The following is a 15,612-nucleotide window of genomic DNA, read 5'->3' on the forward strand; positions in this document are numbered from 1 at the left end:
CCCGGCCCGGCCCTGAATGGATGTTGTCGCCTCAATTTAATCCACGGCCGGGGCGGGGGCAATGCGGCGGGTATGCGCGGGGGCGCCGTCGCACCCTGTCAGGGATTGGGGACGCCGTTGACGGTGCCGCTACCGTGGCTGTCCTCGATGGTGCCGCCGTTGACCCCCACCAGGTTGCCCAGCCCATTGTCCGGATCGCCGATGACGTTGCCGCTGGCCCAGCTGTTCCTGATCAGGCCGCTGTTGGTTCCCGCCAGGCCGCCGGTCCGATAGGAATCCTGGGTCGCGGCACTGACGTTGCCGGTGGCATGGCTGTTCAGGATGGTGCCGCCGTTGCTTCCGACCAATCCGCCCTGGTCGCTGCCGTACCCGGTCGACAGGTTGCCGGCGGCGACCCCGGCATCGATCAGCCCGGTATTGGTTCCCGCCAGCCCGCCGAATTCCGAGGTGTCGATGCCGCCCGTCAGGTTGCCAGTGGCCTGGCTGTTCAGGATGGTGCCGCCGTTGGCGCCCACCAGGCCGCCCACGTTCGTGCTGCCGCGTCCGCTGGCCAGCACGCCGCCGCTGGCTTGGGCGTTGGCGATCAGGCCGGTGTTCTCGCCCACCAATCCGCCCACGTCGAAGGCGGCATAGCCGCTGGGTTGGGGGGAATAGGCGGTGCCGTCCACCGCGCCGGTGGCCTGGCTGTTCAGGATGGTGCCGCTGTTGACGCCGGCCAGGCCCCCGGTCCAGCGGACGCCGTTCACCCCGCCGCTGGCCCAGCTGTCGCGGATGCTGCCGGCGTTGGCCCCGGCCAGCCCGCCCACATACTGGGAAAGGCCGGCCGACACGAAACCGGTGGCCTGGCTGTTCAGGATGACGCCGCTGTTGACGCCCGCCAGGCCGCCCACCTGGCTGCTGCCGGTGCGCGCGGCTACGGTGGGGTTGGCGGCCTGGCTGCCGCCGATGGTGCCGCTGTTGACACCCGCCAGCCCGCCGACGCCTGAACTGATGCTGCCCGTGCCCACCATGCCGGTGGCGTAGCTGGCGGCGATGGTGCCGGCGTTGATGCCGACCAAGCCACCGACGGCGGCGGCACCGCTGCCGTCATAGGTGAGGTAGGCGACCAGGACATCGCCGGTGGCGAAGCTGTGGTTGATGGACTTGGCGCCGCCGCCGGCATTGGCGCCGTCGGTGATCGGCCCGTTATAGCCGGCCAGGCCGCCGATGCTGCCGCTGCCGCTGCCCGCTTGGACATTGCCCAACGCGTAGGCGTCGCTGATGGCGCCGGTGTTGTACCCCACCAGGCCGCCCAGATAGCGGCTGTTGTCGCCGGCGGTGACGTTGCCGGTGGCGTAGCTGGCCGTGATCACGCCGGAATTGACGCCCGCCAGGCCGCCCACCTGGGTGCCCGTGACCAGGCCGGTGGCGTTGCTGGTGATGACGGCGCCGTTGGCGTGGCTGTTGACGATGGTGCCGGCATTGACGCCCGCCAGCCCGCCGCTGGTGTCGGTGCCCTGCACGCCGCCGGTGGCGTAACTGGCGCTGATCAGTCCGCCATTGATGCCGACCAGTCCGCCGACCTGCTGTTGGGGGATGAAGCTGCCGTCCCGGATGCCCACGACCCGGCCGGTGGCATGGCTGGCGATGATGACGCCGGTATTGGTGCCCGCCAGCCCGCCCAGCGTGCCGGTGCCGCTGACGTTGCCGGTGGCATAGCTGGTGGTGATGGTGCCCGTGTTCAGGTTCACCAGGCCGGAGGCGCCGGTGGTGTCGCCGGTGGCGTGGCTGTTGGTCAGGGCGCCGTCGTTCTCGCCCACCAGGCCGGCCACGCCACTGCCCAGGGTGCCGCCATCCGCATAGGAATTGGCGATGGTGCCCAACTGACTGCGCCCCACCAGCCCGCCGAGAAGACCGCTGCCGGGCCCGACGATCACCGAATTGGCGGCGTAGCTGTCGGTGATGGTGCCGCTGACGATGGTGGCCGGCTTGCCCCGCTGTTCCACCGAGATATAGCCGTTCCCGCCCACCAGGCCGCCGACCACGGCGCTGTACATGCCGGCGCGGACGGTGCCCAGGGCGAAGGCGTGGCTGATCAGCCCCTCATTATCCCCGACCAGCCCGCCGATGTTGGCGCTGTAGTCGCCTGCCGTCACCGCCGCCAGGCTGTAGCTGTTCAGGATGGTGCCGGTGTTGGCGCCGGCCAGGCCGCCCACGCCGCTGGCCACCGGCGGCGGCCCGCCCTGGAAATTGCCGCCGGAATTCTCCCCCACCGTGACGCTGCCCAGGGCGTGGCTGTCGCTGATGGTGCCGGCGTTCAGGCCGACCAGACCGCCCACCCGCGTGCTGTCCACGCCACCGATGGCGACGGCGACGCTGGACCAGGATGTGTCGATGACACCCTGGTTCACGCCCGCCAGGCCGCCGATGCCGTCCGCGTTGTAGCTGTCGCCGTTGATCGTGCCGGTGACCTGGGCGTGGCGGATGGTGCCGCTGTTGCGGCCGGTGACGCCGCCCACGTCCGCCAGGCCGGCGGCGGCCACCTGATTGAGGATGACATCGTTCAGCAGGCCCGAACTGTCGCCGAACAGGCCGACATAAACCTGGCCGGTGCCGCCCACCGCCAGGTTGGCGATGCCGTGGCCCAGGCCCTGGAAGACACCGCTGAAGGCATCGCCGTTACCACCCACGGGAGTAAAGGCGACGCCGGCCATGTCCAGGTCCGCGTTCAGGGCGTAATGGCCGGCCAAATCGTCCGCCATGGCCTGCAACTGGGCCGGAGTGTTGACCAGGGTGTAGGCCAGGCCCTGGATGGACAGGGCGTCGCCCGCCGCCCGCAAGGACACCTTGGCGCCCTGGTTCACGTCCAGCGCGCCGCTGCCGCCCGTGCCGTAGTTCAGCGCCAGTGTCGCCGCACTGGTGCCGCCGTGGGTGATGCCGGCGCTGACGGTGATGTCGCGATAGGCGGCCAGGGTCAGGCTGTTGCCGCCGGTCCAGCTGATGGGGGCGGCCACCAGGATGTCGCCGTTGGCGCCGCCGGTGGATCCGGTCTGCAAGGTGACGTTGGTGGTGGCCAGCGCGGTTTCGACGGTGGTGTTGCTGATGACGCTGACATTGGCGTCGGAGGTGCCGCCGGCGGCGGTCACGATGAGGTTGGACGGATCCAGCAGCCAGGTGCCGGTCTTGCCATGCGGGGCGCTGGTGTCGACGCGCACGTCGGCGATGGCGAAATTGGCGCCGGATGTCTCGATGCTGCCGCCGTCGCCGCCCTCGGCCCCCGCCTTGGCGGACAGGGCGCCGGTCACCGTCGTGCTGCCGGCGGAGGTCAGGCGGATGCCGCCACCGTTGCCCGTGCCGATGCCGTCGGCGGCGATGGTACCGCTGCTGTCGATGGCGGATGAGGCGTCCAGCGTCACCACGCCGCCATGGGCGGACAGGGCGCTGGCCTCGATCACGCCGCTGTTGTTGATGACGCCGCCCAGCAGGGCGTCGGCGGACTTGGCCGACAGCACCACCTGGCCGTCCGGTGCCGCGATCAGCCGGCGGTTGATGATCAGCGCCCGCATCGCCGCTGGGTCCACCGCCACCGTGACGCCGCCGCCATCCGCAAACGTCAGGGTGACCTTCTCCCCGGCCGCCAGGACCACGCTGCCCAGCTTGGCGGTGACGACGCCCTCATTCACCACCTCCGGCGCCAGCAGGCCGATATAGCCGCCGTCCGCGGCGGTCAGGCTGCCCTGGTTGGTGATGCCGCCGGTGGCGCCGTTGCGGGTGAAGACATCGTTGCCGGCCATGAAGTCCTGGTTGGCGATGTCCAGCGTGCTGGCGATCAGCCCGCCCACGTTGACGGTCGCCCCCTTGCCGAAGGTGATGCCGGCGGGATTGACGATGAAGATTTGGCCGTTGGCGGTCAGCTTGCCCAGAATGTCGGACGGGATGCCCGACACCACGCGGTTCAGGGCGGCGGCGCCGGATCCCGGCTGCTGGAAGGTGACGGCGTTGCCGGTACCGATGCTGAAGCTCTGCCAGTTGATGACGGCGCGGGGGCTGGACTGGACGATGGTCATGTCGCCGCCCGTCTGGCTGATGGCGGCGGCACCGGCGGCCACGCTGCCGCCGGTGGGCAGGGCGCCTTGCTGGGCTTGGGCGCCCGCCGCCGTCAAGGCGACCAGCGCGGCGGAGGTGGCCAGCAGGGTGCGGAAGGGGACGCCGCGTCCACGCGGGCGCGGGGCGGCGGGCCGGTTCAGGTCGACCATGATCAAAATCCCTCGGGCGTCCGCCTGGTATCCGCCGGCGGATCGGGACGCGGAGGGAGGGGCACTGGCAGCCGGCCAGGCCACGCACCCGCGCCGCCTGGGGGATAGCGGCGCCGGGGCGCAGTGCGGGAATGGTTCTGGCAGCTTTGTTTCTTAAGGGTGGTGGCGTTGGCTCCCTGTCGGGATAGTACGCGCGACACCCTGTCCCCGGCCTGTGACCAGACGGTGGCAAACAACCTTTAGATGTTTGCCACCGTCTGGTCAAGCGAATGCGGTCAGGGCTTCACCGCCCCCTCGATCAGGCTGAACACCTCGTCGGCGCGGCCGGCCAGGATGCCCTTGGCGGAATACAGCGCCGTGCCCATCACCTGGGCCGGCGCGACCTTGGGCGGGATCACCAGCTCGTACCGGTCGGTGACCACGTCCAGCAAGGCGGGGCCGGGGGCGTCCAGCCAGTCGCGCACCGCGCGCTCCAACTCCTCCGGCTGCTCCACCCGGCGGCCCCACAGGCCCATGGCGGCGGCCACGCGGGCGAAGTCCGGGTTCTTCAGGTCGGTGTAGGTGTCCAGCAAGCCCTCCACCTTCTGCTCGATCTCCACGAACCCGAGGGAGCCGTTGTTGAACACCGCCACCTTGATGGGCAGGTTCTCCTGCACGGCGGTCAGCAGATCGCCCATCAGCATGGTCAGGCCGCCGTCGCCGGACAATGAGATGACCTGCCGGCCGGGGAAGGCCGCCTGGGCGCCCAGCGCCTGGGGCATGGCGTTGGCCATGGTGCCGTGGCTGAGGCTGACGACGGTGCGGTTCTGGCCGGTGGACGGCACATGGCGCAGGCACCACACCATGGGCGATCCGCCGTCGGCGGTGTAGACCGCGTCCGTCGCCGCGTGGCGGGCCACCACCTCCGTCAGATATTGCGGGTGGATGGTGGTGACGTTGTTGGCGCCCTTGGCGCGCTTCTCCAGCTTGGCCTCCGCCTTGCCGGCCTGCGCCAGGGCGGCGTCCAGGAAACGGCGGTCGTCTCGCGGCTCCAACCGGGGCAGCAGGGCCTCCAGCGTCGCCTTGACGTCGCCCACCACGCCCACATCCACCGGGTGGCGGCGGCCCAAATGGGCGCCGTCGATGTCCAGCTGGATGATCCTGGCCTTGGACGGATAGAACTGCCGCCAGGCGAAATCACAGCCCAGCAGCAGCAGGGTGTCGCAGTCCATCAGGGCGCGATAGCCGCCGGCCGTGCCGAAGATGCCGGTCATGCCCACGTCATAAGGGTTGTCGTGTTCCAGGAAGTCCTTGGCGCGCGAGGTGCGGGCCACCGGCGCCTTCAGCCGTTCCGCCAGCGCCACCACCTGGTCGTGCGCGTTCTCGCAGCCTGACCCGCCATAGATGGCGACCTTGGTGCCGGCGTTCAGCAGGCGCGCCATGTCGTCCAGTTCCGCCTCGCTGGGGCGGATGACGGGGCGGGCGCGGTGGACGGCGAAGTCCGGCTCGTCGGGGGCGTCGGCGCTGGAGATGTCCACCGGCACGATCAGCACGGCGACACCCTTTTTCACCAGGGCCGCTTGCGCCGCCATTGCCGTCATGCGCCGGGCCTGGGCGGGGGTGCGGATCTCCTGGCAGAAGACGGTGCCGGCGCTGTAGACTGCCTTGAAGTCCACCTCCTGCGGGAAGTCGAACCCCAGCTCGTCCCGCGTCACCTGGCTGGCGATCAGCACCACCGGCGCCCGGTTGCGGTTGCTTTCCCACACGCCGTTGATGAAGTGCAGGCTGCCCGGGCCGCACGACCCGGCGCACAGCGCCAGTTCCCCCGTCAGTAGGGCGTCGGCCCCGGCGGCCATGGCCCCCGCCTCCTCATGCCGCACATGGACCCAGCGCAGGTCGCTGCGGCGCAGCGCGTCGGTGAAGTAGTTCAGGGTATCGCCCGGCACGCCGTAGCAGCGCCGCGCGCCGGCGGCGCGCAGGGTTTCCACCATGATGTCGGCGACGGTCTTGCTCATTCCGGTCATCCCTTCCTGGTCCAATGGTCGGGGGGATAACCGCGTGGAGGACGGATGGGTCCCGAAGTGCTGGCATGCAAAAGAAAAACCCCGCCGGCAGGGCGCCGGCGGGGTTCGTCACTCAAGCGTCAATTCCAGGGGTCAGGTGAATTCCTGGAAGAAGTCGTTGCCCTTGTCGTCCACGACGATGAAGGCGGGGAAGTCCTCGACCTCGATGCGCCAGATGGCTTCCATGCCCAAATCCTCAAAGGCGATGCATTCCACCTTCTTGATGCAATCCTGGGCCAGGCGGGCGGCCGCACCGCCGATGGATCCCAAGTAGAAGCCGCCGTGCTTCTTGCACGCCTCGCGCACCGCCGGGCTGCGGTTGCCCTTGGCCAGCATGACGAAGGAACCGCCCGCCGCCTGGAACTGGTCCACGAAGCTGTCCATGCGCCCGGCCGTGGTGGGCCCGAAGGAGCCGGAGGCGTAGCCCGTCGGCGTCTTGGCGGGGCCGGCGTAATAGATGGGGTGGTTCTTGAAGTAATCAGGCAGCGGCTGGCCGGCCTCAAGCCCAGCGCGCAGGCGGGCATGGGCGCTGTCGCGCGCCACGATCAGCGGTCCGGTCAGCGAGACGCGGGTGCGGATCGGGTACTGGGTCAGCGTGGCGCGGATTTCCGACATGGGCCGGGTCAGGTCGATCTTGACGACCTCGCCTTCCAGGTCGCCGGCGTCGATTTCCGGCAGGAAGCGGGCGGGATCGTGCTCCAGCTCTTCCAGGAAGATGCCGTCGCGGGTGATCTTGGCCATGGCCTGGCGGTCGGCGGAGCATGACACGCCGATGCCGATGGGCAGCGAGGCGCCGTGGCGCGGCAGGCGGATGACGCGCACGTCGTGGCAGAAGTACTTGCCGCCGAACTGCGCGCCGATGCCCATGGTCTGGCTCAGCTTGTGGACCGCGGCCTCCATCTCCAGGTCGCGGAAGGCGTGGCCGCTTTCCGAGCCCTGGGTGGGCAGGCCGTCGTAATAGCGGGCGGAGGCCAGCTTCACCGTCTTCAGGTTCATCTCGGCACTGGTGCCGCCGATGACCACCGCCAGGTGATAGGGCGGGCAGGCGGACGTGCCCAGCGACTTGATCTTCTCTTCCAGGAAGGGCAGCAGGCGGTCGGGCGCCAGCACGGACGGGGTGGCCTGGAACAGGAAGGTCTTGTTGGCTGACCCGCCGCCCTTGGCCATGAACAGGAACTTGTAGGCGTCCTCGCCCTCCGCATAGATGTCGACCTGGGCCGGCAGGTTGGTGCGGGTGTTCTTTTCCTCATACATGGACAGGGGGGCGACCTGGCTGTAGCGCAGGTTGCGCTTGGCGTAGGCGTCCAGCACGCCGCTGCCCAGGGCGGTCTCATCCCCGCCCTTGGTCCAGACGCGGCGGCCCTTCTTGCCCATGATGATGGCGGTGCCGGTGTCCTGGCACATCGGCAGGATGCCGGATGACGCGATGGCGGCGTTCTTCAGCAGGTCCAACGCCACGAAACGGTCGTTGGGCGAGGCCTCGGCATCATCCAGGATGGCGCGCAACTGGGCCAGATGGCCGGGGCGCAGCAGGTGGTTGATGTCCATGAAGGCCTGCTCGGCCAGCAGGCGCAGGCCCTCGGGCTCGACCTTCAGCACCTCCTCCCCGTCGAAGCTGGTGACCGACACATGGTCGCTGGTCAGCTTGCGGTAGCTGGTGGCGTCCTTGGCCACGGGGAACAGGGTGAACTCCCGGCTTTCACCGCCGACGTCTGGCATTGGGTTAACTCCCGGCTTGCCCTGCCCGGCCTCTCTTGGCCCGGCTTGTCCGGCGGCGGCTTTGCGGGGCCCCGCCGGTGTGGTCCAACTGGCTTGGCCCCGGGCGGCTCCCGGAACCGGCGCGGACCTTACGCCAGCGGGCGGGGCCTGTCATCTGCGCCGCGCGCACGCCACCTGTCCGGCGTTCGCCGTTCCGGGTTGTGACCCATCGGCCGCAGAAAGCCGGAAATCCAAGAGTGCAAATATAGTTTTCGAGCATTGATGCAGGGGATGGGCCGCCTCAAAGGGCGATATCAGACAAGTCCTGACATATTGTGATTATTTCAGATTAATACATACTGATACTCTTCAATATTATCGATTGGTGTTTGCCTTAATACTTATTATACCTTTCCGCCTCTACAAAAGCCGGGCGCCGCCTTGGGGGCGGATGGATCAAACGGCGACATGACCGAGATGGATGGGATGATGGGACGCTCTGTGAAGGTTGGCGCGCGCACGGGTGGTGCGGTTGTGGGGCAGGGTTCGGTGCTGCGGAGCAGCCGGGCGCGCCTGCTGGCGGGGGTGTCGCTCCTGCTGCTGACGCCGGCCGTGGCCGAACCGGCAATGGCGGCTTGCGTCGCCACCATTACCTCCACGTCGATCGTCTCCAGCCAGAGCGCGTGTGGGGCAACCTGGACCGGTGGCAACCTCACAATCACTAGCACCGGCGGCTTCGATGATTCCACCATCTCCAGTGGCGTGTACGCCAGCGGCACGGTCGGCACCCTGCTGAACCAGGGGTATATTTCCGGCGTCTACGGTGCCTTCAATTCCGGCGTGATGACGGCCGCGATCAACAGCGGCACCATCGTGGCGGTCAGTGGCAACGGCTTCAACAATTCCGGTACCCTTGGCACCCTGTCGAACAGCGGTACGATTAGTGCCCCGAAGAGCGGCGTTTACACGTACGGCACCATCAACACCGTGAACAACAGCGGCCTCATCACGGCCCAGGGTGGTACTTTTTCTTCCTACATTTATTCTACCGGCGTTCAGGTTTACCACGGCAAGATTGGCGCGCTGAACAACAGCGTCACAGGGACCATCCAGGGCCAGACCTACGGCGTATACATCACCTCCGCCGGCACCATCGGAACGCTGGCCAACAGCGGTGTGATCAGCGGCGGCCGGGACGCCATCTATTCAGATGGCGGTACCATCGGCACCCTCATCAACAGCGGCACCATCGCCGGCGATATCGACATGCCCACCGCCCTGACCATCGCGGGCGGTGCCGGCACCACGGTCGGCACGCTGACCGGCTACAGCGCCGGCAGCCAGGGCACCATCACCAGCACCGCCGCCAACCTGGTCTTCTCCTCCGGCAACCTGCTGGTGAACGACCTGATCAACGCCACCGGCCACACGGTGGTGAACAGTGGGTCCACCCTGACGGTGGCCAGCGTCGTCAACGTCATCGGCAACTATAGCCAGAGCGCCGGCAGCCTGATCGTGAGTGGCGGCGGCGAACTGGTGGTCAACGGTAACGCCAGCATCACCGGCGGCGCCGTCAAGGCCTCGCTGGCCTCCACCGGCAACTACCTGGCGGGTCAGACCATCAACCTGGTCCAGGGCTCGACCCTGTCCAACTATGCGGCGGCCCAGGTCACGGTCACCGGCGCGCAGGTCGGCGCCGCCGTCGCCACCATCACGACGACCGGCACCGTGCTGTCGATGAGCGAGGGCAGCCCCGTCTCCGCCGCCGCGACGGTCAAGGTGCTGCAGGCGCAGCTGACCAGCGACTATGTCGGCGGCACCCTGGGCAGCATCGGCAACACCGGCACCTTGGGCGCCACCTACGGCGTCTATGTGGGCAGCACCGGCACGCTGGGCACGCTGTCGAACAGCGGCACCATCGCCGGCACCAACTACGGCGTCGTCGTCCAGGGCACCCTGGGCTATGTGGCCAACAGCGTCGGCGCCACCATCGGTGGCCGGACCGGCATGTGGATCCCCGGCACCATCGGTACGCTCAGCAACGCCGGCCTGATCCGCGGCGCCAGCACGGCCATCTACCTGTCCGGCGTGGTCAACACCCTGGCCAACAGCGGCACGATCAGCGCCGAATCCATCGCGCTGGATGTGCGCGGCAGCATCGGCACGCTGAACAACAGCGGCACCATCAGCGGCCAGTCGACCGCCGCCCTCTATCTCGGCTCGCAGGGCAGCATCGGCACGCTGGTCAACAGCGGCACCATCGCCGGCGACATCACCAACCGGTCGGCCAACGCCCTGACCATCGCGGGTGGTTCGGGCAGCACCATCGGCACCCTGACTGGCTATGCCGGCAGCCAGGGCACCCTCACCAGCGAGAACGCCGAATTGGTGTTCGCCTCCGGCAACCTGCTGGTGAACGACCTTCTCGTCACCGACAGCCACACGGTGGTGAATAACGGTGCCAGCCTGACGCTGGCCACCACCACCAACATCATCGGCAATTACAGCCAGAGTGCCGGCAACGTCGTTCTGCGCAGCGGGGCGGAACTGGTGGTCAGCGGCACCGCCAGCATCACCGGCGGCACGGTGAAGGGCAGCCTGTCGTCCACCGCCAACTACCTGGCGGGCCAGACCGTCGACCTGGTCCAGGGTTCCACCCTGTCCAGCTACACCGGCGCGCAGGTCGCCGTCACCGGCGCCAAGGTCGGCGCCATCGCGGCCACCACCGTCACCAGCGGCACCGTGCTGTCGTTGAGCGAGGGCAGCCCCGTCTCCTCCACCGCGACGGTGAAGGTGCTGCAGGCGCTGCTGACCAGCGACTATGTCGGCGGCAATCTCACCAGCATCGGCAACACCGGCAGCATCGGCGCCACCTACGGCGTCTATGTCGCCAGCACCGGCACGCTGGGCACCCTGTCGAACAGCGGCACCATCGCCGGCTCGTCCGTCGGCGTCGATATGCTGGGCACCCTGGGGACGCTGTCGAACAGCGGCACCATCACCGGCGGCGCCGGCGTCCAGGTTGCCGGCATCGGCGGTACCGTTGACAACAGCGGCGTCATTTCCGGCAGCCTCACCGGCGTCCGGGTCTCGGGCACCTTGGGCACCCTGATCAACAGCGGTACCGTGACCTCCGCCGACGTGGCGGTGCAGGTGGCGGCCAGCGGCACGCTGGGCGTCCTGATGAACAGCGGCACGCTGTCCGGCAGCTATACCGCCGTCGCGATCAGCCAGCACTTCCTGGGCACGCTGAACAACAGCGGTCTGATCACCGGCGCGTCGGCCGTCTATGTCGGCACCAACGGCACCCTGGGCACCCTGGTCAACAGCGGCACCATCGCCGGCGACATCGAGAACAAGTCGGCCACCGCCCTGACCATCGTGGGCGGCAGCGGCGGGACGGTGGGCACCCTCACCGGCTACACCGCCGGCAGCCAGGGCACCATCCGCAGCACCGGCGCCGACGTGGTGTTCGCCTCCGGCACCACCCAGCTGAACGACGCGATCGACGTCGGCACCCACACGGTGGTCAACAGCGGCGCCACCCTGGACCTGGCCAGCACGGTCAGCATCACCGGCAACTACAGCCAGGCCACCGGCACCCTGGCGCTGGGCGCCTACACCCTGGTGGTCGGCGGTGTCACCAGCATCAGTGGCGGTGCCATCACCACCACCCAGCTGGACGCCGCCGGCAACTACCTGGCGGGCAGCGGCACCGGCACCCTGGTCCAGGGCGGCACGGGCTCCAGCTACACCGGCGTGGACATCACCAGCGGCATCACCGGGCTGGAGGTCGCGACCAGCGTCGTCACCATCGGCGGCACCGTCGACCTGCTGCTGCAGCAGGCCAACGACTATGTCGGCGGCACGCTCGCCAACCTGGACAACACCGGCACCATCGCCAGCGTGCAGACGGCCGCCTATGTCGCCGCCACCGGCACCATCGGCACCCTCAGCAACAGCGGCGTCCTGGACGGCACCCGCTTCGGCATCCGCAACGTCGGCTCCGTCGGCCTGCTGACCAACAGCGGCACGGTCACGGGCGTCGTGGGCCTGTACAACCAGGGCACCATCGGCACGGTGCTGAACACCGGTTCGCTGGTGGACGCCCCGTCGTACCAGGCCTCCGGCCTGTATAACCAGGGCAGCATCGGCCTGGTCGACAACCGGGGCACGATCAGCGGTGAGGCTTACGGCCTGTACAACCGCGGCACCATCGACAGCCTCAACAACAGCGGCGTGATCAGCGGCGCCACGGCGCTGTACACCAGCGGCAGCCTGGGCACGGTGGCCAACAGCGGCACCATCGCCGGCAACGTGGTGAACACCAGCGCCAACGATCTGGTGATTGTGGGCGGTTCCAACGGCACCGTGGGCGTCTTCACCGGCGGCACCATCAGCAACGCGGCCGCCAACCTGGTGTTCGCGTCCGGCGACCTCAGCCTGGATGATGCCATCGACGTGACCGGCCATACGGTCACCAACGCCGGCGCCAACCTGACCCTGGCCGCCGACGTGGCGGTGACCGGCAACTATAGCCAGTCGGCCGGAACCCTGGCTGTCGCCGGCCATGTGCTGAACGTCAGCGGGACCGCCGTCATCAGCGGCGGCGTGGTCGATGCCGGCCTGTCCGCCACGGCCAACTATCTGGCGGGTGACAGCGCCACCCTGGTCCAGGGCGGTGCTGGTTCCAGCTATGCCCCGTCCCAGGTCGCCAGCGGCGTGGGCGGCCTGACCACCTCCGGCGTCACCAGCGGCGACACCCTGCTGGCGGTGGCGGCCAACGACTATATCGGCGGCACCTTGGCGTCCGCCGTCAACAACGGCACCATCTCCCTCACCAACGGCGTCCCCCTGTACGTGGCCGCCGCCGGCAGCATCGGGACCTTCACCAACAACGGCACCCTGGCGAACCGTTCCGCCTGGGCCGTCTACAACGGCGGCGCCATGGGCACGCTGGACAACAGCGGGCTGATCAGCAGCGCGTCCGGCTTCGGCATCCGCAATTACGGCGGTATCGGCCTGCTGAACAACAGCGGCACGCTGACGGCCTGGACCGGCCTGTACAACGCCAGCGCCATCGAAAGCCTGGTGAACAGCGGCACCATCCTGGCCAGCGCCAGCGCCATCGTCGATGCCGGCAGCATCGGCACCCTGGTGAACAGTGGCACCATCCTGGGCCCCAATGCCCTGGTGATCGAGGCGGGGGGCACGCTGGGCGCACTGGTCGACAGCGGTACCATCATCGGTGCCGTCACCAACTATTCCAGCAACGACCTGGTCATCAGCGGCGGCACCGATGATGCGCCGGGCACCCTGACCGGCGGTTCGGGTAGCATTGGCCAGATCACCAACACCCTGGCCAACCTGCGCTTTGTCTCCGGCACCCTGCTGCTGAACGACAACCTCAACGTCGGCAGCCACAGCGTCGTCAACAGTGGTGCGACCCTGCTGGTCAACAGCGCCATCAACATCACCGGCAGCTACAGCCAGACGGCGGGCAGCCTGGTGATCGGTGTTGCCAGCACCAGCAGCTACGGCAGCCTGGTGATCAGCGGCAGCGCCAGCCTGACGGGCGGCAGTGTCACGCTGAAGGCCACCAGCGGTTCGCTGGCGGCTGGCAGCTACACCATCGTGTCCGCCGGCACCAGCCTGGCGACCAGCAACCTGGTCCTGACCGCCGCCGGCTACACGGTGACCAGTTCCACCGTCACCAGCGGCGGCAAGACCGACCTGGTGCTGACCCTCAGCACGGCCAGCACCGGCACGACCAGTTCGGGTACCGGGACCAGCGGGACGGGCACGGGGACCGGCACGGCCGGCACAGACACCACCGGGACCGACACGGGCAGCGGCAGCACGGGCAGTGGCACGACCACCACGACCAAGCCCAGCACCAACTACACGGCGGTGGGCCAGGCCCAGGGCGGTGCGGCGGTGGGTACCGGTGCGGCGCTGGACGTGATCGCGGCCAGCGGCAGCAATGCTGCCCAGGCGGTGCAGAGCGCCATCCTGACCCCGCTGAACAGCCTGACGGGCACGGCGCGGCAGGTGGCGGTGGCCCAATTGGCCCCCAGCCAGCTGACGCCGCAGCTCACCGCCACGGTGGTCACGCCCACCACCACCGCCATCAGCCAGCACCAGCAGACGGTGGCGGGCCTGATGGACAGCTACGGCCAGACGGGTGCGGCGGCCGGCGACGGCACCATGAACGGCGTGCTGTGGGGCGAAATCCTGGGCGGCGGCGCCTTGCGCGCCAACGCCACCGACGCGGCGGGCTATCGCGCCAGCAGCGGCGGCATCGTGCTGGGCGGCGACTGGTACATCAATCCGGAAGTCATGGCCGGCCTGGCGTTCAGCTGGCTGAACAGCGACGCGGTGGGCCAGGGCGTTTCGGCCGGCAGCCTGACGCGGGTGGCGACCTATCAGCTGACCGCTTACAGCGCCTGGCGTCCGGACTTCGCGGAACAGCGGCTGTCGGTTCAAGGCCAGGTGGCGTTCGGCTACAACCACTATGACCAGCGTCGCGACATCGACTTCCTGGGTGCCCGCGCCAACGCCAATTACGGCGGGGAGCAGTATGTGGGCAAGGTGACGGTGGGTTATGCCATGCCGGACCACAACGGCTTCACCCTGACGCCGCAGTGGAGCCTGCAGGCCGCCCGCCTGACCAACCACGCCTACAGCGAACATGACGCCGGCGTGGCCGACCTGGCGGTCGACGCCATGACCACCAACAGCCTGAGCCAGGAAGTGGGCTTCAAGCTGGATACGGTCTTCAACACCGGCATCGGCCGACTGCTGCCGGACCTGAAGCTGGCGTGGGTGCACGACTATCTCAGCGGCCCGGTGAGCACCACCGGCGTGCTGGGCGGCGTCAGCTTCGCCAGCACGACGGGCCGGGTCAGCGCCGACGGTGTCGCCATCGGCCTGGGCGCCACCCTGGCCAAGGGCGACAACCTCAGCCTGCGGCTGGAGTACACCGGCGACCTGCGCAGCGATTACCAGAGCCACGCCGGCGTCCTGCGCGCCAGCTGGAACTTCTAACACCAGCGGCACGCGTGTTTGACTCGTGCCGCTGTAGGTCCCGACCGGGACCGCCGGAGCTTTCCGGGAAGCGTAGCGGACTGGAAAGCGAGGAAGCCCAAGCCAGCGGATGCTGGCGCCCGGCGTGTGAGGGGGCATTTGAACGGTCACGTTCAAATGCCGCGCGTATAGGATAGCCTGACATCGCGACTGCCAAACCCCCGCCTGGGCAACCGGGCGGGGGGGGGGCTTTTTTGTCCGGATGCCGGTCAGAAGCCTCGCCAGCGGATGGCGCGACTCGGGATGGCATCAAGCAGAAGCATAGCCCACGGCCACGATGTGCATACAAGTTTAGGATAAAATTGCAATCACATCTCGTCACAAGTAATAACATCTAGTAATAAGCGTATATGATTTAGTTGTTTGTGCGGATTTTCCGCGAAATCAGATTTCGTCATAAAGTGGATGCGGCAATTTAATGCGCATTTTCCACCGTTCATTGACGCATGCCGTTAACATCCTGGTTGATCGGTTAGGGGGCTGAAACAATACTCCGGGTTCAGTGGCGCCTGGGGGGCTGCGTCTGAACGGGCGCCCCGGGGTTGGGAATA

General features: G+C 68.3%; 4 protein-coding genes. 1 reads left to right on the forward strand and 3 read right to left on the reverse strand.

Annotated elements, in window-relative coordinates; all coding sequences use genetic code 11:
• Positions 1 to 98 precede the first annotated feature (98 nt).
• From PW843_27995 to PW843_28005, 3 genes are all read right to left on the reverse strand, one after another.
• The gene (locus PW843_27995) at positions 99 to 4,235 is read right to left on the reverse strand and encodes a GLUG motif-containing protein (GenBank protein MDE1150408.1); all 4,137 of its coding nucleotides are present in this window, start codon (positions 4,233 to 4,235) and stop codon (positions 99 to 101) included.
• 275 nt (positions 4,236 to 4,510) lie between these two features.
• Positions 4,511 to 6,229 (reverse strand): thiamine pyrophosphate-binding protein, encoded by a 1,719-nt coding sequence (locus PW843_28000; GenBank protein MDE1150409.1) that lies wholly within the window; start codon positions 6,227 to 6,229, stop codon positions 4,511 to 4,513.
• Positions 6,230 to 6,370: 141 nt separating this feature from the next.
• The gene (locus PW843_28005) at positions 6,371 to 7,996 is read right to left on the reverse strand and encodes a fumarate hydratase (protein MDE1150410.1); all 1,626 of its coding nucleotides are present in this window, start codon (positions 7,994 to 7,996) and stop codon (positions 6,371 to 6,373) included.
• A gap of 465 nt (positions 7,997 to 8,461) precedes the next feature.
• Here PW843_28005 and PW843_28010 point away from each other — a divergent pair, with 465 nt between their 5' ends.
• The gene (locus tag PW843_28010) at positions 8,462 to 15,022 is read left to right on the forward strand and encodes a hypothetical protein (protein ID MDE1150411.1); all 6,561 of its coding nucleotides are present in this window, start codon (positions 8,462 to 8,464) and stop codon (positions 15,020 to 15,022) included.
• The last annotated feature ends 590 nt before the right edge of the window (positions 15,023 to 15,612 follow it).

Source organism: Azospirillaceae bacterium (assembly GCA_028283825.1).
Classification (GTDB): domain Bacteria; phylum Pseudomonadota; class Alphaproteobacteria; order Azospirillales; family Azospirillaceae; genus Nitrospirillum.